Source organism: Roseateles sp., assembly GCF_039929605.1.
Taxonomy (GTDB): Bacteria; Pseudomonadota; Gammaproteobacteria; order Burkholderiales; family Burkholderiaceae_C; genus Pelomonas.
The window spans coordinates 14,806-39,064 of the sequence record NZ_JBDSQX010000009.1 but is presented as its reverse complement, the minus strand read 5'-3'; the positions used below and the strand labels follow the sequence as shown (position 1 = coordinate 39,064).

The following is a 24,259-nucleotide window of genomic DNA, read 5'->3' as shown; positions in this document are numbered from 1 at the left end:
ACGGCGCCGGCGCCCGTTGAACTAGACCGGTTGCCGGTAACGCTGGCCCTTGAAGCGCAGCACCAGTTCGCGCGTGCCGATCTGCTCCAGCACCAGGTCGGCGCCCAGCTTGGCGCCTTCGCGCGCCACCTCGCCGTTGATGATGACGAAGCGGCTGGCCGGGTCGTCCGAATAGACCGAGCCGCTGATCACCAACTTGGGCAACTCGCGGCGCAAGCTCTCTGGTAGCTCGGCCAGGCGCAGGATGCGGGCTTCGGCCACTGGCACGGGCGCTGGCGCTGGCGCTGGCGGAGCGGGCACGGCGGCGGCCGCCGGTGCGGCAATCGCAGCGGGCGGTGGCACGGGCGGCAGGTAAGGCGAGCTCGAGGCTGCAGGCGGCGGCGGGGCGACCTCGACGGGAGGCACCGCGAGGGCCGCCGGAGCGGGCGCGGGGGGCTGCACCGGCAGAGACGTCGGCACGGGGGCTTCGTGCTGGCCGCTGGCCCACCAGCTGCCGGCGCCGATGCCGGCCAGCAGCAGCAGGCCGCCGCCGGCCCAGGGCAGCCAGCGGCGCCGGCCAGCGGCCGGTGCGGTGCTGCCGGACGTGGCCTGGGTGTGCAGGCCCGGCACCTGGCCACGCTCGCGTTCGCGGTCGGCTTCGGCCCGGCGCAGGGCATCGAGGATGTAGGACATGGCGGCTCAGTCGGTCGATTCTGGGGTTCGCCGCGCCAGCCGCGGCTCGGCCACGCCGGCGGCCCGGTTGATCAGCATCAGCGTGATGGGGCCGACGAGACCGTCCGGCTGCAGGCCCTGGGTGGCCTGGAAGGCCTGGACCTGGGCGGACACCTCGGGCCAGCCCAACGGCGCGGAGGCAGCCGAGGGTGCCGGCACAGCCATGCCGGGCATGCGGGCCAGCTGAGCGGCCAGCCACTCGCGCAGCGGCCGGATGTTGTCGGCCCGGTTGACGTAGCCCGGCGGCACGCGCCAGAAGGTGGTGAACTCACCGCGCCAGGCGCCGGCCAGTTCGGCCAGTGCGACACGGCGCGGTGTGCCGTCCACCACGAGCGTGGCCTGCTGCCCGTCCAGCCCCACCAGCGCGGCCAGGGCCGGCGGCTGGCCGGGGCGCCGCAGCGTCAGCAGCACCGGGCGGTCGATCAGGCGGATCAGCGACAGGCTGCCGTTGGTCGTTCGGTAGCACTGCAGGCCAGCTTGAGCGGCGGCGGTGCAGGGGTCGGCCTGGGGCGGCAGCGGCAGGCCCCAGGCTTGCGCCAGCCCTGCCCAGGCGTCGGCGTCACCGGCCGTCCAGTCGGCCAAGTGGAGGGGCTCGGGTGCGGGCTCGGGGCCGGGCTCTGGGCTGCTGGCGGCCGCCAGCAGCTGCGAGGCGGCACTCGCGGCCAGCGGCGCAGCCGACGCGGCAGGGGCCGCTGCGCTGCCGCCGCGCCCCGCCCGCGATTGCTGTTGCAGCCCCCAGATGAGCCCCGCGCCGGCAACGGCCGCCGCAAGCAACGCCAGGGCCATGCCGACCGGGTCCGGCCCGCGCTTGGCGCGAGGCGGGACCTGCGCGTCGAACACCTCGGCCGCCGCTTGCCGCACGATGGCCGGCGTGACCTGCGTCTGGCCGCTGGCATAGCTGCCCAGCAGCGCGCGGTCGCAGAGCAGGTTGATGCGGCGCGGTACGCCGCGGGTGAGCTGGTGGATCAGCCGCAGCGCTTTCCGGTCGAAAGGCAAGGCGCCGGTGAGGCCGGCCACGGTCAGGCGGTGGCGGATGTACAGCGCCGTCTCGGCCTCGGACAACGCGCCCAGGTGGAAGCGAGCGATCACGCGCTGCGCCAGCTGCTCCAACTTCGGCCGGGCCAACATGCCGCGCAGCTCGGGCTGGCCGATCAGCACCACCTGCAGCAGCTTGCGCTCGCTGGTCTCCAGGTTGGTCAGCAGGCGCAACTGCTCCAGCACGTCGGCCGAGAGGTTCTGCGCCTCATCGATGATCAGCACGTTGTTGCGGCCCGCAGCGTGCTGCGCCAGCAGGAAGGCGTTCAGCGGGTCGAGGTAGTCCTTCACCGTCTGCGCGCCCGCGGCCACCTGGGCGTGGAACTCGTCGCAGATCGCCTGCAGCAGCTCGGTGACGGTGAGCTTGGGGTTGAAGATATAGGCGACGTTGCAGTTCGCCGGGATCTGCTCCAGGAAGCAGCGGCAAACGGTGGTCTTGCCGGCCCCGATCTCGCCGGTGAGCAGCACGAAGCCGCCACCACCGTCCAGCCCATACAGCAGGTGGGCCAGCGCCTCGCGGTGGCGCTCGCTCATGAACAGGTAATGCGGGTCCGGCGCGATGGAGAACGGCGCTTGTTTCAAGCCGAAGAAGGGCGCGTACATGGGGCGGCAGGATAACCATCCCACCGAAGCGACGAAATCGCGCAGCAAGGTGAGCGCCCGACAGCGCGCTGCCCGTCAGATCAAACGGAAGATGCCGCGCAGGGCCGAGCAGGAGAAGCCATGGCAGATATCGCAGTTGTAGGCCCAGGCGCAATCGGCTGCACCGTGCTGGCGTGGCTGGCTCAGGATGCGAGGCATCGGCTGGCTGTTGTCGCGCGTTCGCAGCTCGATGGCATCGAGGTGCAAACGCCTGACGGGCTGCTGCTCGCGGCGCCTCAGCGGCTGTCTCAGGCAGTCGATTTGCGCGGCCACGATTGGGTGCTCGTCACGACAAAAGCCTATGACTCGGCGCTGGTTGCCAGCAGCCTGGCCGGCCTCGCAGGAAGCGAGACCAAGCTCGCCATCCTGCAGAACGGCGTGGAGCACTTGGCTCGCTTCGAGGCGCATTTCCCGCCGGAGCAATTGCTGCCAGTGATGGTGGACATCCCTGCGGCCCGAACGGCACCGGGTCGCGTCACCCAGCACCGCCGCGGTCGCATGTGCGTGCCGCAAGGCGCGCTGGGTGCCCGCTTCGCTGAGCTCTTCGCGCACACCGCCATCGACGTGAGCCAGCCGAGCGACTTCAAGACCGAGGTGTGGAAGAAGCTCTGCGTCAATGCCGCTGGCGCCTTCTCGGCCGTGCTGCAGAGGCCGGCCGTGATTGCACGGCATCCTGGTGTCGCCGTGTTGATGGGGCAGTTGATCTCCGAGGCCATCGCCGTGGGCCGCGCCGAGGGCGCTGTCATCGACGACTCACTGGTCGCCTCGATCGTCGAGGGCTGTCGCGCGAACCCGGCTGGCATCAACTCCATGCATGCGGATCGCGTGGCCGGTCGCGCCATGGAGATCGACGCCCGCAACGGCGTCGTCGTTCGACTGGGCCGCAAGCACGGCATTACCACGCCCACCAACGAGATGGTCGTGGCGCTGTTGGAGGCCAGCTTGCTGGAAGTCGACTAGAGCCTGCTCACTTCGGCGCGACGCGCCAGATCTCGCCGGTCACGTCGTCGTCCACGAGCAAAGAGCCGTCCTTCTGCACGGCGACCGAGCTGGGCCGGCCCCAGACCTCGGCGTCGCTCGCGACGAAACCCGTCACGAAGTCATGGTAGCGACCGGTCGGCACGCGGTCCTTCATGAACACGCGAACCACTTTCGAGCCCGTGCTATGGCGAGGCAAGTGGCCGCAAGACGGTTAGGCACAGCTACACCATCTAGTCGAGCCACCTAGCCGGCAGAAGCTCGCGGCATATGTGACCTACCTGAGTACGCTGGTCTGCGCTGTCGCCGACGCGCCGACTATCTCGCCTGTGGCACTGGAACCGGCGAAGCGCATCGTCGACCGGCTGATTCGAGATGGAGACTGGGACAACGAAGGCAGATACCGCCGGGGGCGCACGGAGCGAGCCATTCAGGAGATGGTCAAGGACGCCTTCTTCTCCGACTTCAAGCACGCTGCGCTAGCCGTGCGATTCGCAAACGGACGCTGGGAGGACGTGGAGATCATCATCCCGGTGTTCCAGCCGCTGCTTATCGCTCACGGCACGACTGCATCCGTTGCACTTGCCTGGCTGTCCCTCTGCGAGCGGTCGTTTGACCACTACCCTGCTCAACACTTTGCGGAGAACCTGAAGCACCTGTTCCGGGCTGACGGCAAGAAGCCTGGCTGGAGCGTCACCGGTGCTGCGGCCCGCCTGGCCGCGCTGATTCAGCGCTTCAGCGAGCGGGCGCAGCCATTGCCAGCAGAGATGGCGCAGTCCTGCTTGAGGGCTCTTGATGAACTGGTCGACCTTGGCGACCGCCGAGCAGCGGCCGTTCAGACGAGTGAAGTCTTTCGATCTATCCGACACGCGTGAACACCAACTTTGCGGAGCGTCGAAGGGCTGTCGAAGACCACGCCTCGGTCCGATGTCTCGGTGACCCGGTAGCCACCGGACTCAGTGCGAGCGCCACTCCGTCAGCCCGTCTCGCTCCAGCGTCGCCGCCAGGGCCTGCTCCAAGCGCAGGCCTGACAGCAGATCCTGTTCGCTGGTTTCATAGTTCATCGCGGCCAGTTCGACCGCGCCCTCTGCGGCTCCATGCAGTCGCCCGACCTCGGTCGCCAGATCGGCAGTCTCCTGAGGTTTCATGCGCGTGAACATGTGGCGCAGATCCGGCAGCTGGGCAATGAAGGCATCGGCATCCCAGCCGCGCACGAGCCGGTCGAAGTGGCCCAACAGCGTTGGCAGGCGCAACAACAGCTCGGGAGCGGCAGCCATCAGGCCGTTGAGGAAGCGAACCGAGGTTTGCGAATCGGCGCCAGGCCCGAAGCGCTGCGACAGCACGTCGGCAAGCTCTGCCTCGCCCCAGCGGCCCGCCAGGAACAGCAACGCCGCCGATGCGCCGCAAACACCCGGCGCCACGTCAACCCCGGAGGCAAAGCGCGCGAGCTGGTCGTGTAGCGGCGCAAGGTCGATGGTGGGAGAGCCGGTCTCGGCCGTCTCCAGCATGTGGCCCAGCTCGCGCAGCAACAGCAGTTGCGCGACGGCGTCCGCCTCCGCGGCGGCAGTGCAGCTGGCCATGTCGGGCAGCAGGAAAAGCGCGGCGGGCCACACCCGCTCCAGCAACGCGCGCACCTGCGGATGCTGCTGCAAGCCCAGGGGCTCGCGCGCCCGCCACAGCGTCACCAGCCGGTGGCCGCATTCCACCACCGAGGCCAGGTTGGCGTCTTCGTCGAGATGCGCGGCGAGCATCTGCAGCAGCTGCGGCAGGCGCTGGTGCAGGCCGATCAGACAGGCGCGCTGCAGCAGCATCACGGCGGCCTTGGCGCTGCGACCGCGGCCGTCTTCGGCCAGTGCACGTTCCTCCCGCTGCAGCTCGGCCAGGCACACGCCCTCGACGCTCGCGCCGTCTGTGGCCAGCTCGATCAGCTTCGCTTCCACCAGCGGCGACCATGCCACGCGCCACTCCTCGAACAGCAGGTGCAGGCGCGAGCCGGCGATGAAATCCGGGCCGGACACCCACGCGGCAACGCCAGCGTCGAGATAGGACATGGCGTGGAAGAACCGGCTGCGCTCGCGGTGCGCGGGCTTGCGGTAGAGGTCCAGGTGGGCAGCGCGCGGCGTGCTGTCGTCCATCCGCACGCCGGCGGCGCGGGCGCGGCGGCGCGCGTCTTCGACCAGCGGCGGCGAGCCGGCCGACGGCGGTACGTCGCCGATGCGCGCACCGCTCAGGAAGCGCCGCAGGTCGGCCGTGAAGCCTCGCGTGCCCTCGTCGATCGCGGTCTTGATGAAGCAGGAGCGGATCGCGTCCAGCAGATCCTGGCGCCCCGGTCCGGCGTTACCGCGCAGCGCCGCCAGGCGCACGACCTGCAGGGCCGCGGCCTGGACCCCTGCGGTGGACGCCGCGTCGCCGTGGTCTTCCTCCCGCATGCGCGCGGCGAAGCCGGACAGCGCATCAAGCGCCACTGCCGTGAACGGGTCGACCTCCACCCCCTCGGGCGCCGCGCCCGTGAGCCGCTCCCAGACGCGCTGGTAATAGCCCGGCGATGGCATGCCCGACGCGTAGCCGTTCAACGCGTCCAGCCGGTCAAAGCTGTAGCGGATCAGCCAGGCGCCGTCTTCCGCTGCAGCCTTGGTAGCAGCGGGCGATGCTTCGCCGGCCTGCCAATTGGCCAGCAATTCGGGCGTGTGGAAGCCGCCGGTCACGACGACCAGCGGGCCCTGCACGCGGGCGCGCCAGCGCTTCACGTGTGCGGCCATGTGGCGCTCCCGTGCGAGGCTGCCCTCGCCCTCCAGCACCTGGGGCTCGTAGTCGAAGCGAGCCGCCGCGCACCAGCTGAACACATCACCGAAGAAGGCGCGCCAGTCGCGGCGAGCTTGCGCGCCGCGCAGTTCGAAGAGCCGGTCCCACAGCTCATGGTGGTCGACGCAACCGAGCCGCGCCGCCATGGCACCCAGGTAGCGGCTGTGCGCAAAGTGGCGCTCCTCCATGAGGCTGCGCACGGCCTCGGCCGGGCCATCGCCCGCCTCGTCACGGCCGGCGTCCCAGGCCTTGTGGCGCCATGGCAGGTCAATGAAAGCCACCTGGGCGCCGAGGGCCGCGCCGTCGCGGGCAGCGATCCATTCGGGGCTGTAGTCGCAGAACGGATAGAACGCCGAGCGAATCTCCGGCGGTGCGTCGGCGCCGCCATCGTCGTCCGGCTCGCGAGCCGCCTGGCGCCGGGACTGGCACAGCAGTGCCACCGGCGCGCGCGTGTCTGCATGCTGCAGCAGCGGCAGCAGGTGGTCGAGATCGTCCGGGCCTTCGATAAGGACGGCCGCCGGCTGCAGTTCGCGCAGCATCTCGCGCAGCGCCAGCGCGCACGCCGGGCTGTGGTGGCGCACGGGGGCGAAGTACACGCCCTGCTCGGCGTCGAACAGGCGCGACTTCGCGCGCAGCAGCTCGTCCGCAAGGCTGCCGCTGGTGTGGGGCGCTTCTATTCCCACAAGCCTCGCGCCGCGTCGTGAAAGGCCTTCCAGAGCGCGTCGCGCTTGCCGCGCTCACGCACCACGGTGTCAAAGTAATGGCGCACCCGGCGGGCATCGTCCTGGCCGTCCTTGAGCATCACGCCCTGCAACTGGCCGGCGATCTCGCGCACCGTCAGGCGCCCGCTGTTGAAGTGGCGCGCCTGCAGTGCGGCGGCATAGGCCACGTTGACGGCTTCGGCCGTGGACATCACCGCGTCTAGCCCCTTGATCGCCGCGCCGTCCTGGGTCTGGCCCGAGCGCAGTTCCTGGAACGTCGTGACGAGCAGCGCGATGACGTCCCGCGGCACCTCCACCGGGGCTTCGTCGCCAGCCAGCTCCTGCTGCAGCTGCTTGAGCACCAGCTCGACCTCGAACTTCGGATCGCGGATGGGGCGCACCGTCTCGAAGTTGAAGCGCCGCTTCAGCGCCGACGACATCTCGTGGACGCCGCGGTCCCGCAGGTTGGCCGTGGCGATGATGTTGAAGCCACGCCGCGCCTGCAGCCGGCCGGCCTCGCTGCCCTCAGTGCTACCACGCCCCAGCTCGGGCACCATCAGCTGCTTTTCGCTCATCAGCGAGATCAGCACGTCCTGGATCTCGGGCGGGCAGCGCGTCACTTCCTCGAAGCGCACGATGCGGCCGGACGCCATCGCCTGGTAGACCGGCGACGGCACCAGCGCACGCAGGCTGGGCCCTTCGGCCAGCAGCAGCGCGTAGTTCCAGCTGTACTTGAGATGGTCCTCCGTCGTGCCTGCAGTGCCTTGCACAGTCAGACCCGAATCGCCGCTGATGGCGGCGGCGAGCAGTTCGGAGAGCAGCGACTTGGCCGTGCCCGGCTCGCCCACGAGCATGAGGCCCTGGTGGCCCATCAGCGTGACGATGGCGCGGTCCACCAGCGGGTCGTCGCCGTAGAACTTGCGCGACACCTGCAGCTTGTCGTCGCCGAGGATGAAGCTGCGCACCGCGCGCGGCGACAGCTGCCAGCCCGGTGGCTTGGCATCTTTGTCTGCCGCCGCGAGGCGGGCGAGTTCATCGGCGTGGCGCTGCTCGGGTGGCAGCCGCACGGCTTGGTCGCGGGTGTTCATCGGCGCTCCGTTCATCGTGTTCACCATGGCATCTTCTTTTCCCAGGCGGGGTCGAAGCCGGCGCAGGCGTTGGCCACTGCCAGGTAGTCGGCGTAGGCCTCGGCCAGCAGCACCGGCGGCACGCTGGCCAGCGGCAGCACGTTCTCTCCCCAGGCCCTGACGCGCGTGTTCTCGAAGGTCAGCGTCTTCAGGGCGGCCGGCACGTTCTCTTCCGGCAGTGTGTTGCCGGAGAACTCCAGCACCACGCGCACACCGGCATTCGAGAACTCCTTGGTGTACTGCGAGAAGAAGCCGCCATCCTCGGCCTGCGAGCGCTGGTAGCCCAGCTTGGTGAAGTGGCCGCGCAGCGTGAAGGTGTCGCTGATCCAGCCTTGGCGATCAGTGATGGTGCTGACCTCCTTGCCGGCCTCATCCTTGAACGCGACCGCGGGCGGTGTGCGGCTCATCTGCGGGAACAGCGGCGTGAGCTTGTAGTCCTTGAAGTGCTGCTGCCAGGCGGCGGCCATGGCCGGCTCGACCAGCGAGGCATGGCCCAGCCGCAGGCGGCTGTCGACCGCGAATTCGACCTCGTCGTCCTGCACGTCGAGCAGGCTGCCATCCTCGGTCGGGCGGAAGCTGCGCAGCACGGCACCGGCCGCGTCCACCTCCAGCCAGACCAGGCGCTGGATCAGCCGGCCCGCCACCGGATGGGCGTGCAGGTATTCACGCCACTCCGGTTGCGGCCACTGGCGGCCAGTGCACATGGCCTCGAACAGGCGGGCCGCCTGCAGATCGATCACCTGCTTGAGTTCCTTCTTGTGAGTTGCGAACTGCGACTTGGCCTCCTTGACCAGCGCGGGGTCGTCCGTCTGGCGCGGCTCGGGCAAGGCCTTGACGACCTTGCCATCCGGGTTGCGCAGCTCGGGCTTCATCGCGGCGTCCAGCACGACAGTGAAGACGCGGTCGCCGTACTGCAGCGCCATCGTGCCGGTGTCATCCAGGCCGGCGGTGGGAATGGTGCGGTCGGCCAGCTGGTCCTGCGTCCAGTCGTTGCGCTCGGCAATCTGCTGCACCAGCTCACGCGCCTTCTGCTGCACGGAGGCCGTGCGGTAGCGGCGCGACAGGCCCAGTAGCAACTGGATGACGACGGGGTCGTTGCCGCCCGCCGCTGCTTCCAGCATCGCTTCGATCTGCGATCGCCGTGGATAGTGGTCGCGCATGTATTGCTGCAGCAGCGTGACCGCTTCGTGAGCGGGCGCATGCGCTGTCAGCGCGAGCACGCCCTTCTCGCCGATGGCGCTGCCCAGGTACTCGGCCATCTTCTCGCGGCGGCATTCCTCGAACACCTGCTCCTGCGACTTGTTGTAGGCGGCCTCGTAGTAGGTCTTGTCCTCGGGCGAGGCCGACTGCCAGCGCTGCTGGTTGCCCTGCCAGCGCTGCGGCGCCGTTGCCTGAGCGTAGGCGGTGCCCTCCTCCAGCGACGGATGCGCGGTGTCATGCGTGATGAACTGGCGCAGCACCGAACTGCCAAGCGCCTTGCGGCTGGCGGCGTCGAGCAGCCCGAGATAGCGCGCCAGCAATGCGTTGCCGCCCGGCTCCTTCAGCTTGCAGGCCAGCACCGTCCACCACTGGGTGATCTCGGGCTCGACCGCCGTGCCGTCGACCCAGCGGCAGGCCGGCAGCGCAGCAAACGAGAACCAGGCCAAGCCGGCGGGCGGCCGGGCCTTGAGCCCCTTGCGTGCCTCGGCGAGCAGGAGGGCCGGCGCCAGGCGGGGCGAGATGTCGTCGCCGAGGGCCTCCAGCGCCGTGAGGAAGGCTGCGCGAACCGTCTCGCGGCCTTCCTTTTCCAGCGCCTTGCCGAGCACGGCGATGGCCGGCTTGTGCTGCAAGTCGGCGAGCCAGTTGGCCGCTTCGATCCGCACCTCGCTCTTTGAGTGCAACAGCGACTCGATGACACGACTGCCGACATCCGGCAGCATGGCCAGTACCTTCTGCGCGGCCGGGCGGTAGGTCTTGCCCTCACCGAGCGCAATCTCCATCACGCGTGCCAGCCAGCGGGCCTGCACGACGGGAAAGGTCGCCAAGGTCTGCAGCGTCGCACCCAACTCCGGGGCGAAGCGACGACGCTCCTCGGACGGCGCCGCGGCAACCAGCCCGAGGCCTTCGTCGATGTACTTCGGATGCTCCGCAAAGAAGGGCCAGACGTGATCGGGCGCCAGTGTCGCGGCGGCGGAAGGCCTGGACCAGTACTGGCAGAGTGCCGCACGCGCCACGTCGTCGATGGGCAGCGCGGCGCGTTGGAACACGTCGGCCAGCGCGCGCAGGTCGACGCTGCCTGCCGGCTGGCGGCCCAGCCATTGATGGAAACCGTCGTCCTGCCAGAAGGTCTGCCACGGATGCGAGGCGGCGAGCCATCGCAGCAGGTGCGTGGGGCCGAAGCCTGGGTTGACCTGCACACGGTTGCCCTGCATCACGCAGGCACCGACCTCGTTGACCTGGGCGCGCTTGCGCTCCTTCTCGCTGGCCGCGCCGTTGAGTACCTTGAGGAGGATGCGCATGTCATCGTCCGTCACGTCCCGGGCCCGGTCGTGGTGCGCCTGACGCCACTTGTAGTTCTGCTTCTCGGTCTTGTTGTCCTCGATCTCCTGCTGCGCGCTGGCGTGGGCGCGCTCGAGCAGCTCGCGCCGGTTGGCCATCAGGACCTGCAGCGTGGCCTCGCCCAGTGGCGTATCGGGAAACGGCTCCCAGCTGGGTGCGGGTGGCAGGTCCTGACCTGCTGCGGAGTCCGCCGCGTCCAGGCGCGTCAGCGCGGCACGGATGGCCTGCTGCACCGGCTTGCTGGTTTCGGTGCCCAGCGCGGCGTCGAGCGCAGCACGCCCCGCCGTGTCCGGTAGCCGGGCCAGCAGGTCGGCGGCCTGCGCGCGTTGCGTGCTGTCGCCCTGCGCGAGCAAGGCCGTCAGCAACGCGAGCCGGTGCGCGAGGGGAATCGCGTCCAGGTGCGGCACGGCCTCGGCTCGCACGCCCTTGCTGGCATCGGCCGCCAGGGCCACCAACTGCGGCGCAAAGTCGGCCAGCAAAGGCTTGTCATGCCCCAGGCGCGCAGCAAGCTTGACGCGGCCGGCGGCCGACAGCTGGGTCAACAGCGGTGCCACCGCTTCGCGATGCGCGCGCATGAAGTCGGCCACCTGCGGCGCGCCCAGCAGCGCGACCAGTGGGTCGCCGCCGTACGAGTCCGCCTCCTTGCGCTGGAACACCATCCGCAGCGCCAGAACCGGGTCGAGGCCGTCGCGTTCGAGCAGCTTGGCGACCAGGTCGACATCCCAGGCGGGGCGGCGCTTCAGGAGGTCCTTCGGTGTGTTGTGATCGTTGAACGAGGAGCACAGCGCGTCGTTCACGATCATGTGCAGCCAGGCCGGCACCGGTGCGCCGAGCTGCTGCAGCGCGCGCCCGCCGTCCGCGGCGGCCAGCAACTGGCCCAGCCTGACCAGCACATCGAGCGGCGGCGTGGCGGCCGTGATGCTGGCGTAGAACTTGTCCCGGCACGCCAGGCTCGCTTCGCCGAGCGCGAGCACGTCCTTGTCGTTCCAGTGATAGAACTTCCAGCGCAACCGACCCGGCTGGCCCAGCAGCACCTCGGGCGACTTGGCGCCCGCCTGCTGGAGCGTCAACAACACGGTCTCGTGGCTGCCGTCCAGCACGTAGGCCAGCGCATCTGCAGGCAACGAGGCAGCGATGTTTTCGAGCGGCTGCAGGCTTTGCGCGATCAGGTTGGCCTGATCGCGCGTCAGGCCCGCCGCGCTGGCTGTTGCCGCGGCCACGCCGCCCGTCAACGCATCCAATATCTTGTTCAAAACTCCCATGCCTACCTCTTTCGGTTATCGGTCAAATTCGCGCAGCGCGTCTCACGCGGCCTGCGGCAATGCGTCCAGCTCCTCCACCAGCTCGCACAGCCGATACAGGCGCAGCGCGGCCTGTGGTGTCGGGTCGCGCCGAAGCGCCCGCAGCGCACGCGCCAAGGTTTCCAGCCCCACCGAGGTCACGCGTCGGTGGGCATCCTGCAGCCGCTCGTCCTGGCGCGCCGTCAGCACCAGCCGCCCGGTGGCGGCCTGCGTCTCGAGCACTTCCAGCACCGGCGCCGTGAGGCGCTCGGCCAGGCTGGCCGGCGCGGCGGCCGCTGGCCGGTCGCGACGCAACTCGAACAGGCGCATCAGCCGCCCGGTGAGCGAGGTCGCCCGCGCCGGCGGCGTTTCGAAGTCGAGCGACAACACCTGCAACCGGTCGCCCGACTCGCGCATCCATACGGCCGCAGGCACGAACTGCACCGCTGCGCCGGCGCGTTCGATGCGCACGAGGATGCCGAGCACGTCACTGCGGCGCGCGGCCAGGGCATCGATGTTGTCCAGGCGTTGGCGCGTTTCGGGCGTGACGGGCACGACCAGCGTCAGCCAGCGGCCTGTGGCGTCGGCCACCGGCCAGGCCAGCTGCTGCCGCGCTTCGTCCAGCACCGGCGCCCGCGTGTCAGCGGGCCGAAGCAGCACGGCGTCGATCGGCTCGCCGGCCAGGCCTGTGGCGGCGCGCAGCCGAGCCCCCAGCTCGGCCCAGTCCGCATAGCCGACATCGGCGAGCCGCGTGTCAGTCGCGCTCCACAGCGGCTCGGGCGTGGCGCGGGTCACGCCCCCGAGGGCGAGACGACCATCCTCCGACAGCCGCGGCTGCTCAAGCCGCCAGGCTGAAGCCGCCACCGTGCGCACCGCCCCTGCGCCCGGCCACAGGGCCTGGGTTGTCCATGCCAGCTCGCGTGTGAAGCCCACGTCGCTGCCGTCCGGCCGCGCCAGCGTGGCTTGCAGCACTCGCGCGGCACCCACGTCCCAGAACGCCGCCGTCAGGCCGCGAGCGCCACCCCGCGTCTGCCACCAATAGGCGCCGAGCGGCAGCAGCATTAGCGTGGCGGACTCATCGAAGTCGCGCTTGAGCTGACCGCGCAAGGCCTGCAGGCGCTCGCCCGTGGCGGTGCCCAGCGCCTCGCACAGCGCCTGGATGCGCGACATGGCGGCGAGCGCGTCGCGCTCCTCGGCACGATGGTCGCGACGGGACAGCAGGTCCACCGTGCCGCCGAGGTTGCGCAGCAGCGCCGCCAGCCGTGGCAAACCTTCGCCGCGCGCCGACATGTTGAGCGCCAGCAGCCGCGCCGAGGTGAGCCCGCTGACGTGCCCGAGGCCGCCGTGCAGCAACTCGTGAAGCAGGCCTTGCACCTGCGCGAGAAAGTCGCGCTCCCGGTGGCCGAGCCGTTCGGCGGCGCCATCGGCCGGTTGGGCGGACACAGGAACCGTGCCGGCGGGCCAGGCGTCGACCAGGCCGTGCGCGCGCCGCAGCGCCATCACAGCGCTCAAATGCACGGCCTTGCATTCTGCCGCGGGCACGTCCGAGATCATGCCGACGAAGCCGGCCCCGCTGACCCAACGGCAGGACTGACCGAGCGACGGCAGCGTCAGCACCAGGGCGCCGCCGTGGGCCCGCCACTCGACGTCGGTCACCGCCGCCGCCGCAGCGCGTCGCACCGCCGCAGCGCCGGCCGCCTTGAACAACGCGGCGACGTCGAGCGCCAACAGCTCGGCGAGCGGGTCGATCGCTGCGGTGTGGAGCTCTTCCGCCGCAGTCAACGCTGGCGAGGGCGCCAGGTCACGCAGCCACAGCGCTGCGCCGAGGATGTGCTTGCACAGGCCAGGTGCCGGGCAGTCGCAGCGCGCCTTCTGCGGCCCGTGGGCGTCGACGCGCACGCGCTGCCCGTCGGCCGTGATCCAGCCACCTTCGACGTCCCGCTCCGCGAGCGCCACCTTGCCGGCCTCGACATCCTTGGCGGCGCGGCGCAGCAGGCCGGCGTTGGCGAGCGCCACCAGCGTGTCGTCGTCATAGGCGCGCCAGGCGTCGGTCCAGCTCAATTCATCACCTCGGCCAGCCACTGTGCGAAGTGCACGGGTGTCAGCGCCGCCACATGCATGCCGAGATTGGCGAGCCGCTGCGCCATCTGGCGGTCGTAGACGGGCGCGGCCGACTCGTCGAGGGCCGCCAGCCCCAGCAGCGTCACGCGCGACTCCGCCATGCGACGAACGGAGGCCAGCAACGGGCCTGGCGACGCCCCTTCCTCGAAGTCGCTGATCAGCGCGAACACGGTGCGGGCGGGGTTGGCGATGAGCGACTCGCAGTAGGTGACGGCGCGGCCGATGTCGGTGCCGCCGCCGAGTTGCACCGTCAGCAGCACCTCGACCGGATCGCTGGCCAGGTGCGTGAGGTCGACGACGCTGGTGTCAAACACCACCAGCCTCACGCGCACCGCAGGCAGCGAACTCATGATGCCGGCGATCACGGCGCTGTAGATGACCGAGTCCATCATCGAACCGCTCTGGTCGACGCACAGCACGACGTCCCACGGCAGGTTGCGCTTGACGCGTGCGTTGAAGCGCGGCTGCTCGATGACGAGCTGTTGCCGCTCGACGCTGTAGTGCCGCAGGTTGGCGGCAATGGTGGCGCGCGCATCGAAGTTCTGTGCGCTCTTGACCTGCGAGCGCCGCTGCCGGTTGCGCCGGCCGACCAGCGCGTTGACGAATTCGTTGCGCAGGCGCCGGGTGATGTCGTCCACCGTCTTGCGTATCACGTCGCGCACGGCGTCGCGCATCTGCGATGACAACCGGCCGCGCATGCCCAGCAGCGCCTTGGCGAGCTCCGGTGTGGCATCGAGCGAGCGCAGCACCGCCGGGTCTTCGAGCAGCTCCGTGAGCTGGTAACGCTCGATCGCCTGCGTCTGCATGCGTTCGAACACGTCCTGCGGGAACAGCTTGCGGGTGCGGGCCAGCCAGTCGATGGCTCGCAACTGCGTGGGATCGAGCGAACCGCTGCCACCCGCAGGACGCGCCAGCCCGCGACCCTCGTACTCGCGGCCGTACAGATAGTCGAGCGCCTGGTCGAGCTTCCAGTCCCCGGCGGAGAACTGACCCTGCTGCAGCGAACTCGCCGAGTAGTGGCCCAACATCAGTCGCCAACGGCGCAACGCTTCAACGTCGCTCAAGGCCGTATCAACGCGAAAGGCGAAACTGATCGATCCATCATGATCTTGGTCGGAGCGCCGTCTAGGTATCGCCCGTTGGGCGATGGGTGGCTGATTCTCACGCGACTACCGACGGCGCTTTTGGTCAGATTCACAGCGTCGCTATCTTGGAGGTGCATGCCATCGCGTCGCCGATGCGGGTCGGCGTTCGATCGAGCAGGTCCCACCAGATCTTGATGTTTCGCTCGCTCCTTCAATGCTCTTCAACGACGGGTCTTGGGCTCGATTGGCGGGCCAATCCTGCCTGTCCCGCGCCTCCGAAATGCCGAGGAAGCGGAACAGCCTCTCTCCCTTGCTTTGCTACAAATTTCCGACGGACTTTATTTGTGCCCGACGGACCCTATTTGTTCTCGCATCACACCGCCGCACCCTGTCATTCAACAGTGACGCTTTTCGCCAAATTGCGCGGCTTATCGACATCCGTCCCCCTCGCACACGCCGTGTGATACGCCAGCAGCTGCAGCGGCACCACATGCAGGATGGGTGACAGCGCACCATAGTGCTCGGGCATGCGGATGACGTGCAGACCGGCTTCGCTTTCGATCGCCGTGTCGCCGTCGGCGAAGACGTAGAGCTGGCCGCCGCGGGCGCGGACTTCCTGCATGTTGCTCTTGAGCTTTTCCAGCAGCGCATCGTTGGGCGCCACGGTCACCACGGGCATCTCGGCGGTGACAAGCGCGAGCGGGCCGTGCTTGAGTTCACCGGCCGGGTAAGCCTCGGCGTGGATGTAGCTGATTTCCTTGAGCTTGAGCGCGCCTTCCAGCGCGATGGGGTAGTGCAGGCCGCGGCCGAGGAAGAGGGCGTTTTCCTTGCGGGCGAATTCCTCGCTCCAGGCGATGACTTGCGGCTCCAGCGCCAGCACGGCCTGCACGGCGACGGGCAGGTGGCGCAGGTCCTTCAGGTGGCGGGCTTCGTCTTCTTCGCTGAGGTGGCCGCGCGTCTGCGCCAAGGCCAGCGTCAGCAGGAAGAGGCCGACAAGCTGGGTCGAGAAGGCCTTGGTGGACGCGACGCCGATCTCGACACCGGCGCGGGTGATGTAGGCCAGCTCGCACTCGCGCACCATGGCGCTGGTGGACACGTTGCAGATGGTCAGCGTGTGCGGCATGCCCTGGGCGCGGGCGTGCTTGAGCGCGGCAATCGTGTCGGCCGTCTCGCCGCTCTGGCTGATGGTGACGACGAGCGTGCGCGGGTTGGGCACGCTGTCGCGGTAGCGGTATTCGCTGGCGATCTCGACGCTGGTCGGGATCTTGGCGATGCTCTCCAGCCAGTACTTGGCCGTGGAGCCGGAGTAGTAGCTGGTGCCGCAGGCGAGGATGAGGACGTTGTCCACCTCCTTGAAGATGCGGTAGGCGCCGTCGCCGAACAGCTCGGGGCTGATGGCAGTGATGGCTTCGAGCGTGTTGGCGATGGCCGTGGGCTGCTCGAAGATTTCCTTTTGCATGTAGTGGCGGTAGGGGCCCAGCTCGGCGGCGCCACTGTGGGCGTGCACGGTCCGCACCTCACGCTCGACGGACACGTAGCGGCCGGTCTTGCTGTCGAGTTGGCTGAGCCAGTAGCGGCCGAGCTGCAGGTCGACGACGTCGCCCTCTTCCAGGTAGACGATCTGGTTGGTCACGCCGGCCAGGGCCATGGCGTCGGACGCGACGAAGTTCTCGCCGTTGCCCTCGCCCACGCCCAGCACCAGCGGCGAGCCCTCGCGGGCGGCGACAACGCGGTGCGGCTCGTCACGGCAGAACACGGCCACGGCGTAGGCGCCCTTGAGGCGCGGCAGGGCTTGCTGCACGGCGTCGAGCAGGTCGCCGTTGTAGAGGTGGTCGATGAGGTGGGCGATGACCTCGGTGTCGGTCTGGCTGTTGAACTGGTAGCCGCGGGCCTTCAGCTCGGCACGCAGTTCGTCGTGGTTCTCGATGATGCCGTTGTGGACCAAGGCAATGCGGCCGACGCTGTCGCCGCTGGCGGCGTTGGGGCCCACGGAGAAATGCGGGTGGGCGTTGTGCACGGCCGGTGCGCCGTGTGTGGCCCAGCGGGTGTGGGCGATGCCGGTGCCGGCGGAGATGCCGTCCTGCTCGGCCTGCATCTGCAGCTCAGCCACGCGGGAGGTGCTGCGCGCACGACGCAGGCCGCCGTTCTGGTGCACGGCCACGCCGCAGGAGTCGTAGCCCCGGTACTCCAGCCGCTTCAGGCCTTCAACAAGGATGGGAACGATGTTGCGCTGACTGACCGCGCCGACGATGCCGCACATGGAGGACTCTTTTCCGATCTAGGGGTGGCGCATGCTAGGCAAGCCAGAGCGGCAGATGCATGCAAAAATTCACTGGTTCTGAATGAATATTTCCCGAATCACTAGATGTGAAATTTTCATTCGTAAAATATCTGTGAATGAATGAATTTGACGTCATCGACATTCGCCTGCTGGACGCCCTGCAGACCGACGCCTCCCTGAGCAACCAGGATCTGGCTGCCCGCGTGGCCGTATCGCCCGCCACCTGCCTGCGCCGCGTGAAGCGGCTGGTGGAGGCCGGCATCATCGAGCGCCGGGTGGCGCTGCTGTCGCCCGAGAAGCTTGGCGCCGGCCTGTCCGTCATCCTGGAGATCACGCTGGACCGCCAGGGCGCCGAGCACCTGGACGCCTTCGAGGCGCGCGCGGTGCTGGAGGCGGCGGTGCAGCAGTGCTGGCGCGTCTCACCGGGGCCGGACTTCGTGCTCGTCGTGCAGGTGGCGGACATGCCGGCCTATCACGCCCTCACCCAGCGCCTGCTCACCCAGGACGCCAACGTGCGCAACATCAAGGCCTTCTTCAGCGTGAAGCGGGCCAAGTTCGACCCCCGCATCGGCCTGCCCACCCCCTAGTTGCGAGTGATCACCGGCTTGGCCGTCATCGCCCGGGCGCGCCGCAGCCGCAGCGCCTAGGAGAGGCTGAGCGCCCTCAGCGCTTCAGCAGTGCCAGGCCCTTGAGGTAGTCGCCCTCGGGGAAGCACACCGTCTGCGGGTGGTCGGCCGCGGCGGACAGGCGCTCGACGATGTAGCCATCCACGCCCGCGTCCAGCCCGGCGCCGGCAACGATCTTGTGGAAGAGGTCGGGCGCGATGCCGCCGGAGCACGAAAACGTGTACAGCAACCCGCCCTCGCTCAGCAACATGAAGGCCAGGCGGTTGATGTCCTTGTAGGCGCGCGCAGCGCGTTCGGCGTGGGCCACGGTGGGCGCGAACTTGGGTGGATCGAGCACGATGGCGTCGAAGCGCCGGCCTTCGGCCAGGCAGCGGCGCAGCGTCGCATTCACGTCCGCATCCCAGGCCTCGTGGCGGCTAGCGTCGAAGCCGTTCAGCGCGACATGCGCCTGGGCGCGCTCCAGCGCCGGACCGGAGGAATCCACGCTGATGACCTGCGTGGCGCCACCCGCCAGCGCGGCGACGGAGAAGCCGCCGGTGTAGCTGAAGCAGTTCAGCACCGTCTGGCAGCCGTATTGCTTGACCGCATCGGCAAAGCGGCGGCGGCTGTCGCGTTGGTCGAGGTAGTAGCCGGTCTTGTGGCCTTCGGCCACATCGAGCGTCAGTTGCCGGTCGTGCTCGCGGATGGTCAGTGCAGTTGGCCCGTCACCACGCAGCCAGCCGGTCTGCACGGGCAGGCCTTCCCACTCGCGGGCCTGAGCGTCCGAGCGCTCGTACAGCCGCGTCAGGCCCGTCGCGGCCAGCAGTGCGTCGGCAATCTGGGCCTTCCAGCGCTCGACACCGGCGCTGCCGAACTGCGCCACCAGCGTGTCGCCGTAGCGGTCGACGATAAGCCCGGGCAGGCCATCGGCTTCGCCGTGCACCAGCCGCCAGGCGTCCGACGCAATCGCCAGCCGTGCGCGCATCGCCATCGCCTGCTCAATGCGCCGCTTGAAGAAGGCCTCGTCGATGCGCTCGGCCTCGTCGAAGCTCCAGGCGCGCAGGCGGATCTGCGACTGCGGGCTGAACGCCGCCCAGCACAGGAAGGCGCCGTCAGCCGACTCCACGCGCACCGTCTCGCCGGAGTCGCCGCCGCCGCGCGCGACGGAACTCTCGAACACCCAGGGATGGCGCTTGATGAGCGAGCGCTCCTTGCCGGGGCGGATGACTACGTTCTTCATCGCTGCAAGGCGCCAAAAGCGTAGCTGAGCTGCAGATGGGTCAGCGGCGTGGACTGGTCGCTGCCACGCACGGTGCGGAACTGGCCGACGCCGGCGCGCAGGCGCAGCCGCTCGGCGACCTGCCATTGCGCCCACGCTTCAGCCTGCGTCACCGCGCCGCCGCCCACCTTCACGCCGCCGCCGCCCGCTGCGCCCACCAGCAATTCGGCGCCGACACGGAACTTGCCGCCCCACAGCGGGTCGCTCTGCACACCCAGCCCGAACAGGCCGAAGGAATAGGCACCCGCGCTGCCCGCCGTCGCGCTGCCGGCCTGGGCCGTGCCGTAGGCGCGCGGCGAGAACTCGCGCGACATGCTCAGCGCCAGGTGGCTGACCGCCTCCTGCCGCCCGTCCTTGAAGCGCACACGCGGCAGATGCATGACGCTGGCGCCGATCTGCTGCACGCGCACCGTGCCGCCGGGGTCGTCGCCGATCAGCGTGGGCGTGCGGTCCAGCGGCATGCTCAGCGCGGCGCGCAGATAGGTCGCGCTGTAGTGGCCGCTGGGCGCGTGCGTGAGGCCGGCATCCACGCGCAGGCTGGGCCCCCAGGGGGTGATCCAGCGCAGCGTGGGCCCGGCGCGCAGCAGCCAGCCGTTGCCGGTGTCAACATTGCCGCCACCACCCAGGCCGGCGCCTAACTGCCCACCCACGCGCAGGCGTGGCGTGCCGAAGAGGGCCCAGTCCTGGCCGATCTGGCCCAGCACCTCCATGTAGCCGTCGACGCCGCCCTTGGCCGCGCCCGAGGCCTCGAACGCCCACCAGCTGCCGTCGGCGATGTACTGACGCAGCTCCGCACCCGCCTTGCCGACCCTGCCCGAGTAGGGCGCGCCGCTGCGCGTGCGGCTGCTGCCGCGCGGTTTTTCGATGCCACCGGTCAGCGTGATCTCATCTATGCCCAGCCCTGTGCGCCTGCCGGAGCGCGCGGGCTTGCCGGCGTCGTCGGGCGAGAAGCTCGCAAAGTCCATCGAGCGCCCGACCGTGAACGCCACGCCGACGCCGCTCTTCACGTTGCCGCTCGGGAAGCGGATCTGCGCAATGCCGACGCCGGTGTACCAGGGGCCGTTCTCGGTGCGAATCGACAGCTCGGGGCGCAGCATCAGCCCGCCACCAAAGCGCATGGCGGCGCTGGACAAGCCACCGCCCGCGCCCACATAGAGGCTGGCCGCCAGATGCGTGTTGCTGCTCAGCCGCCAGCGCCGCTGGCCCGTGAAGCCCACCGTGAAGATGCCGCCGTAGTTGCCCTTGGCCGTGCCGTAGAAGCCGGGGCCGAAGCCCCAGTCGTCGTCCAGGGCCATCATGTAGCTGACCGAGGTGAAGGCGGTGCGGCCACCATCGGGCATCTTCATGCGCGTCCAGTTGGCTTCGACGGCAGCGGGGCGAACGGTGTTCAGCCTGGCAAAGGGAGCTTCATCCGGTGTGGCCAGCGCGCAGGCTGGCAGCAGCGCCAACAGCGTGGCAAATCGACAGATCATGGGCGTTTCATTTCTTGGCGCGCGGGTGCGCGGCGTCGTAGATGCGAGCCAGGTGTTGATGGTCCAACTGGGTGTAGACCTGGGTCGTCGTGATATGGGCGTGGCCGAGCAGCTCCTGCACGGCACGCAGGTCGCCGCTGGACTGCAGCAGGTGGGACGCAAAGCTGTGGCGCAGCATGTGCGGGTGCACATGGGCCGGCATGCCGGCGCTGACGGCGCGGGCCGACAACATCGTGCGCAGCGTGGAGCCAGAAATTCGATGGCCCCGGGCGCCGACGAACAGCGCCGTCTCACCGGCCACCGCGAGCTGGCCGCGCACCGCCAGCCAGGCCCGCAGTGCCTCGGCGGCCGCCTTGCCCAGCGGCGTGCTGCGGCGCTTGCCGCCCTTGCCGAGCACATGGATCTCGGTGGACTGCAGGTCGACCCAGCCGTCCGCCTGCCCGCTGGCCTGCACGTCCAGGCCGATCAGTTCGGCCGCGCGCAGGCCGGCGCCGTAGAGCAGCTCGACCATCGCGCGGTCCCGCGCCTCCAGTCGCGAATCGGCGGCCTCGTCGGGCGCGTGGCTGGCCAGCTGCACGGCGTCGTCAACGCCCAGCGCCTTGGGCAGCGGCTTGGGCGCCTTGGGCGCGCGCAGGCCGTCGAATGGGTTCAGCGCCACGCGGCCCTGCAGGCCCAGCCAGCGGTAGGCGCTGCGCCAGACGGACAGCAGCAGCGCGATGGACTTCGGCCCCAGGCCCTCGCGATGCAGCAGCGCGGCGAAGCGCCGGGCCTGGGTGATGGTCAGGCTGCGCGCATCGATGGCGCCTTCGGCCAGCAGGGCCTGCAAGCGCTCCAGCCCGTCCGTGTAGATGCTCAGCGTGCGCGGACTGAGGCGTTGCTGGACGCGAGCGTGCTGCAGGTACTCCTCGAAATCCGCGGTCATCTCAGTTGTCCATTCCGCATTCGCGGCAAACCAACACAGCCACGGAGGCGCAGAGACACAGAGACACAGAGAGACCTTCATCCCGCCACCTCTGTGCCTCTGTGTCTCTGTGCCTCTGTGGCTGTGTTTGGACTTCCTTGTTTTTCATGCAGCCAACAAACCCGCCAGCCCGGCGCTGGCGATCTCGCCGACGCGGTTCAGGAAGTCCGTGCCCATCTCGGCCGTGTAGCGCGTCGGGTCCGGAGAGCCCAGCACCAGCAGGCCGAAGGGCTTGCCCTCGTTGTGCTTGGGCAGGCTCAGCGGGATCAGCGCCAGCGACGTGGCGGTGCCGCCGCTCTCGCTCAGGCCCAGCCAGCGCGCCGCCTCGAAGCCCGAGTTCACGCCGCAGTAGGGCTGGCTCAGGCTGGAGGCAAAGCTGCGCACGTCCGGGCTGACCAAGGCGGCGAACTCCAGCGCCTCGTGCGCGGGCGCCACGCCCCACAGGCGCAGGCTGGCTTGCGGGATCATGAACTGGTGACGCAGCTCGCTCAGCAACACCTCGGGCAGCTCGGGCGTGCCCACGGCGCGCATGACGGCCAGCGTCCAGCGGTGCAGGCGGTCGGAGATGGCGACGTTGTCCTGGCCGTTGCGGATCATGTCGATCACGCGCAGCTCCAGGCCCTTGATCTTGTCGCGCAGCATCTCGGCCTGGCGTTCCTGCAGCGAGACGGTGCGGGCACCGTGCGGGTGCTGCAACTGCACGCTGGCCAGCAGCGTCGAGTGGCGCTCGAAGAAGCCGGGTGTCGCCGCCAGGTAGTTGGCGATGTCGGTTTCGGTGATGCCTTGCACCGCGTCAGCGGCCGGGTTGGAACTCACAGCGTGATCTCTCCATCAAAAACTTTCACAGCGGGGCCGGTCATGAGGACCGGGGATTGGCCACCGGCCCATTCGATGCGCAGCAGGCCGCCGCGGGTCTGCACTTCCACGACCGAATCCAGCCAGCCGGCGCGTATGCCCGCGACGACGGCCGCGCAGGCGCCTGTGCCGCAGGCCAGCGTCTCGCCGGCATCGCGCTCGTAGACGCGCAGCGCGATGCGGTCGCGGCCCAGCACCTGCATGAAGCCGGCGTTGACGCGCCTGGCAAAACGCGCGTCGTGTTCGATCAGTGGGCCCTGGGTCAGCACCGGCGCGGTCTCGACGTCGGCGACGCGCTGCACCGCGTGCGGGTTGCCCATGGACACGACGGCCAGCTCGGCGCCCTGCACGGGCCACAGCTCGAAGCCGTTCACGAGGCGGGCTTTCAACCCACTCGCGTCGAAGGGCAGCGCGGCGTGGTCGAACACCGGCGGGCCCATGTCCACCGTCACGCGGCCATCGTCCTGCAACGTCAGCAGCAGGCGGCGGTTCATCGTGTCGACGTGGATGACGCGCTTGGCCGTCAGCCCCGCATCGACGACGAAGCGCACGAAGCAGCGCGAGCCGTTGCCGCAGTGCTCCACCTCGTCGCCGGTGTTGTTGAAGATCCGGTAGCGGAAGTCCGCACCGGCGTCGGTGCTGGGCTCGATGACGAGGATCTGGTCGCAGCCGACGCCGAAGCGGCGGTCGCCCAGCAGGCGCATCTGTTCCCGCGTCAGCGCAAACGGCTCGCGCGTGGCGTCGATGACGACGAAGTCATTACCCGCGCCGTGCATCTTGGTGAAGCGCAATCTCATGGGGCCGGATTATCGGGGGCGCCCCCGATATCCAGGCCACGCGGCTGCTTGTAGCGGTGATAGCCCCACAGGTATTGGCCCGGCGCACGGCGGATCACGCTCTCCATCGCCGCGTTGACCGTCGTTGCAGCCTCCTCGTTCGAGGCCGTCTTGAGGATCTCGGGCGCCGGCATCACATGCACCACAAAGCCCGCGCCGCCCGGCAGCCGCTCGCCCCAGATCAGCAGCAGCGCCGCACCCGTCTGCTGCACGAGGCGGGCCGCGAGCGTCATGGTGTAGGCCGGCTGGCCGAAAAACGGCGCCCAGACACCCAGGCCGTCGGGCGGCACTTGGTCGGGCAGCAGGCCGATGACCTCGCCACGGCGCAGCGCCCGGATCATCTGGCGCACACCGGCCAGCGTGGCCGGCGCCGTGGCCAGCCCGGGCCGCTCGCGTGAGCCGGCCATCACGTCGCGCATGCTGGCCTGGCGCGCTGGCCGGTAGAGCACCGTGATGGGCGATTCGGGCGTTGTGAAGCGCTCCGCGATCGCCTGGGCGCAGATCTCGAAGCAGCCCATGTGCGGCGTCAGCATGACGAGGCCGCGCTTCTCGGCCAGTGCTGCAGCAATCAGCTCGCCGCCATCCCATTGCAACTTGCGGCCCAGCGGTTTGCCACGGGTGGCCACCCAGAGCCAAGGCAGCTCGGCGGCCATGCGCCCGGCCGCGGCAATCGCCGGCCGCGCGTCAAGCCAGGGAATGCGGGCCTGCGCCACATTGGCCTTGAAGCGGCGCCGGTACACGCCCGAGGCGAAATAGACGATCCAGCCCAGCATTGCCCCCAAAGCGTGCAAAAGCGCCAAAGGCAAGCGGGATAGACAGCGAAAGAGCAGGCCCATGTTTTCTATACTGCGCGAATCGCCGAGTTATTGAACAACTTGCGGGGCGATTCACAAATCCTGCTAAAGCGTTCGCCGCACCTCCCGGAGCGTCGGCAACGCCGACCCACCAAC

The 24,259-nt window shown here is 69.4% G+C and carries 18 protein-coding genes; 3 read left to right on the top strand and 15 right to left on the bottom strand.

Annotated features, from left to right (window positions below; translation table 11 throughout):
- Window positions 1-21: 21 nt before the first annotated feature.
- Together ABIS05_RS01480 and ABIS05_RS01475 are read right to left on the bottom strand one after the other, a co-directional pair.
- Window positions 22-672 carry a general secretion pathway protein GspB gene (locus tag ABIS05_RS01480; RefSeq protein ID WP_348009616.1) on the bottom strand — a complete coding sequence of 217 codons (651 nt, stop codon included), beginning with the start codon at window positions 670-672 and terminating at the stop codon, window positions 22-24.
- A 6-nt stretch (window positions 673-678) separates the two neighbouring features.
- Window positions 679-2,349, bottom strand: coding sequence for an AAA family ATPase (locus tag ABIS05_RS01475; protein ID WP_348009615.1), 1,671 nt, complete (start codon window positions 2,347-2,349; stop codon window positions 679-681).
- 120 nt (window positions 2,350-2,469) lie between these two features.
- Between ABIS05_RS01475 and ABIS05_RS01470 the strand changes: the two genes are divergently transcribed.
- Window positions 2,470-3,348 carry a 2-dehydropantoate 2-reductase gene (locus ABIS05_RS01470; RefSeq protein ID WP_348009614.1) on the top strand — a complete coding sequence of 293 codons (879 nt, stop codon included), beginning with the start codon at window positions 2,470-2,472 and terminating at the stop codon, window positions 3,346-3,348.
- A gap of 7 nt (window positions 3,349-3,355) precedes the next feature.
- Here the strand turns inward: ABIS05_RS01470 and ABIS05_RS01465 are convergent, their stop codons facing one another.
- The gene (locus ABIS05_RS01465) at window positions 3,356-3,529 is read right to left on the bottom strand and encodes a hypothetical protein (protein ID WP_348009613.1); all 174 of its coding nucleotides are present in this window, start codon (window positions 3,527-3,529) and stop codon (window positions 3,356-3,358) included.
- A gap of 109 nt (window positions 3,530-3,638) precedes the next feature.
- Here ABIS05_RS01465 and ABIS05_RS01460 point away from each other — a divergent pair, with 109 nt between their 5' ends.
- Window positions 3,639-4,241, top strand: a complete 603-nt coding sequence (locus ABIS05_RS01460) for a hypothetical protein (RefSeq protein ID WP_348009612.1) — start codon at window positions 3,639-3,641, stop codon at window positions 4,239-4,241.
- A gap of 81 nt (window positions 4,242-4,322) precedes the next feature.
- Here the strand turns inward: ABIS05_RS01460 and ABIS05_RS01455 are convergent, their stop codons facing one another.
- The 6 genes from ABIS05_RS01455 to glmS form a co-directional block, all read right to left on the bottom strand.
- Window positions 4,323-6,851, bottom strand: coding sequence for a DUF5682 family protein (locus tag ABIS05_RS01455; RefSeq protein ID WP_348009611.1), 2,529 nt, complete (start codon window positions 6,849-6,851; stop codon window positions 4,323-4,325).
- Window positions 6,842-7,957 (bottom strand): AAA family ATPase, encoded by a 1,116-nt coding sequence (locus tag ABIS05_RS01450; RefSeq protein WP_348009610.1) that lies wholly within the window; start codon window positions 7,955-7,957, stop codon window positions 6,842-6,844. The genes ABIS05_RS01455 and ABIS05_RS01450 overlap by 10 nt, the downstream gene beginning before the upstream one ends.
- Window positions 7,958-7,977: 20 nt before the next feature.
- Entirely contained in the window at window positions 7,978-11,796 is a 3,819-nt protein-coding gene (locus ABIS05_RS01445) for a DUF4132 domain-containing protein (RefSeq protein WP_348009609.1), read from the bottom strand.
- A 42-nt stretch (window positions 11,797-11,838) separates the two neighbouring features.
- On the bottom strand, window positions 11,839-13,875 hold the full coding sequence (locus tag ABIS05_RS01440) for an SWIM zinc finger family protein (RefSeq protein WP_348009608.1): 2,037 nt from the start codon (window positions 13,873-13,875) through the stop codon (window positions 11,839-11,841).
- A complete protein-coding gene (locus ABIS05_RS01435; protein ID WP_348009607.1) occupies window positions 13,872-14,999 on the bottom strand; it encodes a VWA domain-containing protein in 1,128 nt (375 codons plus the stop codon). Before ABIS05_RS01435 ends, ABIS05_RS01440 begins: the two co-directional genes overlap by 4 nt.
- A gap of 412 nt (window positions 15,000-15,411) precedes the next feature.
- Window positions 15,412-17,280, bottom strand: coding sequence for a glutamine--fructose-6-phosphate transaminase (isomerizing) (gene glmS, locus ABIS05_RS01430; RefSeq protein WP_348009606.1), 1,869 nt, complete (start codon window positions 17,278-17,280; stop codon window positions 15,412-15,414).
- 137 nt (window positions 17,281-17,417) lie between these two features.
- Between glmS and ABIS05_RS01425 the strand changes: the two genes are divergently transcribed.
- Window positions 17,418-17,888: an Lrp/AsnC family transcriptional regulator gene (locus tag ABIS05_RS01425; RefSeq protein ID WP_348009605.1), complete on the top strand. Its 471-nt coding sequence runs from the start codon at window positions 17,418-17,420 to the stop codon at window positions 17,886-17,888.
- A 76-nt stretch (window positions 17,889-17,964) separates the two neighbouring features.
- Here the strand turns inward: ABIS05_RS01425 and ABIS05_RS01420 are convergent, their stop codons facing one another.
- From ABIS05_RS01420 to ABIS05_RS01395, 6 genes are all read right to left on the bottom strand, one after another.
- Window positions 17,965-19,146 (bottom strand): class I SAM-dependent methyltransferase, encoded by a 1,182-nt coding sequence (locus ABIS05_RS01420; protein WP_348009604.1) that lies wholly within the window; start codon window positions 19,144-19,146, stop codon window positions 17,965-17,967.
- Window positions 19,143-20,657: a hypothetical protein gene (locus ABIS05_RS01415; protein ID WP_348009603.1), complete on the bottom strand. Its 1,515-nt coding sequence runs from the start codon at window positions 20,655-20,657 to the stop codon at window positions 19,143-19,145. The genes ABIS05_RS01420 and ABIS05_RS01415 overlap by 4 nt, the downstream gene beginning before the upstream one ends.
- 7 nt (window positions 20,658-20,664) lie before the next feature.
- Window positions 20,665-21,579: a tyrosine recombinase XerC gene (locus ABIS05_RS01410; RefSeq protein ID WP_348009602.1), complete on the bottom strand. Its 915-nt coding sequence runs from the start codon at window positions 21,577-21,579 to the stop codon at window positions 20,665-20,667.
- A 144-nt stretch (window positions 21,580-21,723) separates the two neighbouring features.
- The gene (locus ABIS05_RS01405; RefSeq protein ID WP_348009601.1) at window positions 21,724-22,434 is read right to left on the bottom strand and encodes a DUF484 family protein; all 711 of its coding nucleotides are present in this window, start codon (window positions 22,432-22,434) and stop codon (window positions 21,724-21,726) included.
- Window positions 22,431-23,270, bottom strand: coding sequence for a diaminopimelate epimerase (dapF, locus tag ABIS05_RS01400; RefSeq protein WP_348009600.1), 840 nt, complete (start codon window positions 23,268-23,270; stop codon window positions 22,431-22,433). Before dapF ends, ABIS05_RS01405 begins: the two co-directional genes overlap by 4 nt.
- Entirely contained in the window at window positions 23,267-24,145 is an 879-nt protein-coding gene (locus ABIS05_RS01395; RefSeq protein WP_348009599.1) for a lysophospholipid acyltransferase family protein, read from the bottom strand. Before ABIS05_RS01395 ends, dapF begins: the two co-directional genes overlap by 4 nt.
- Between the last annotated feature and the right edge of the window lie 114 nt (window positions 24,146-24,259).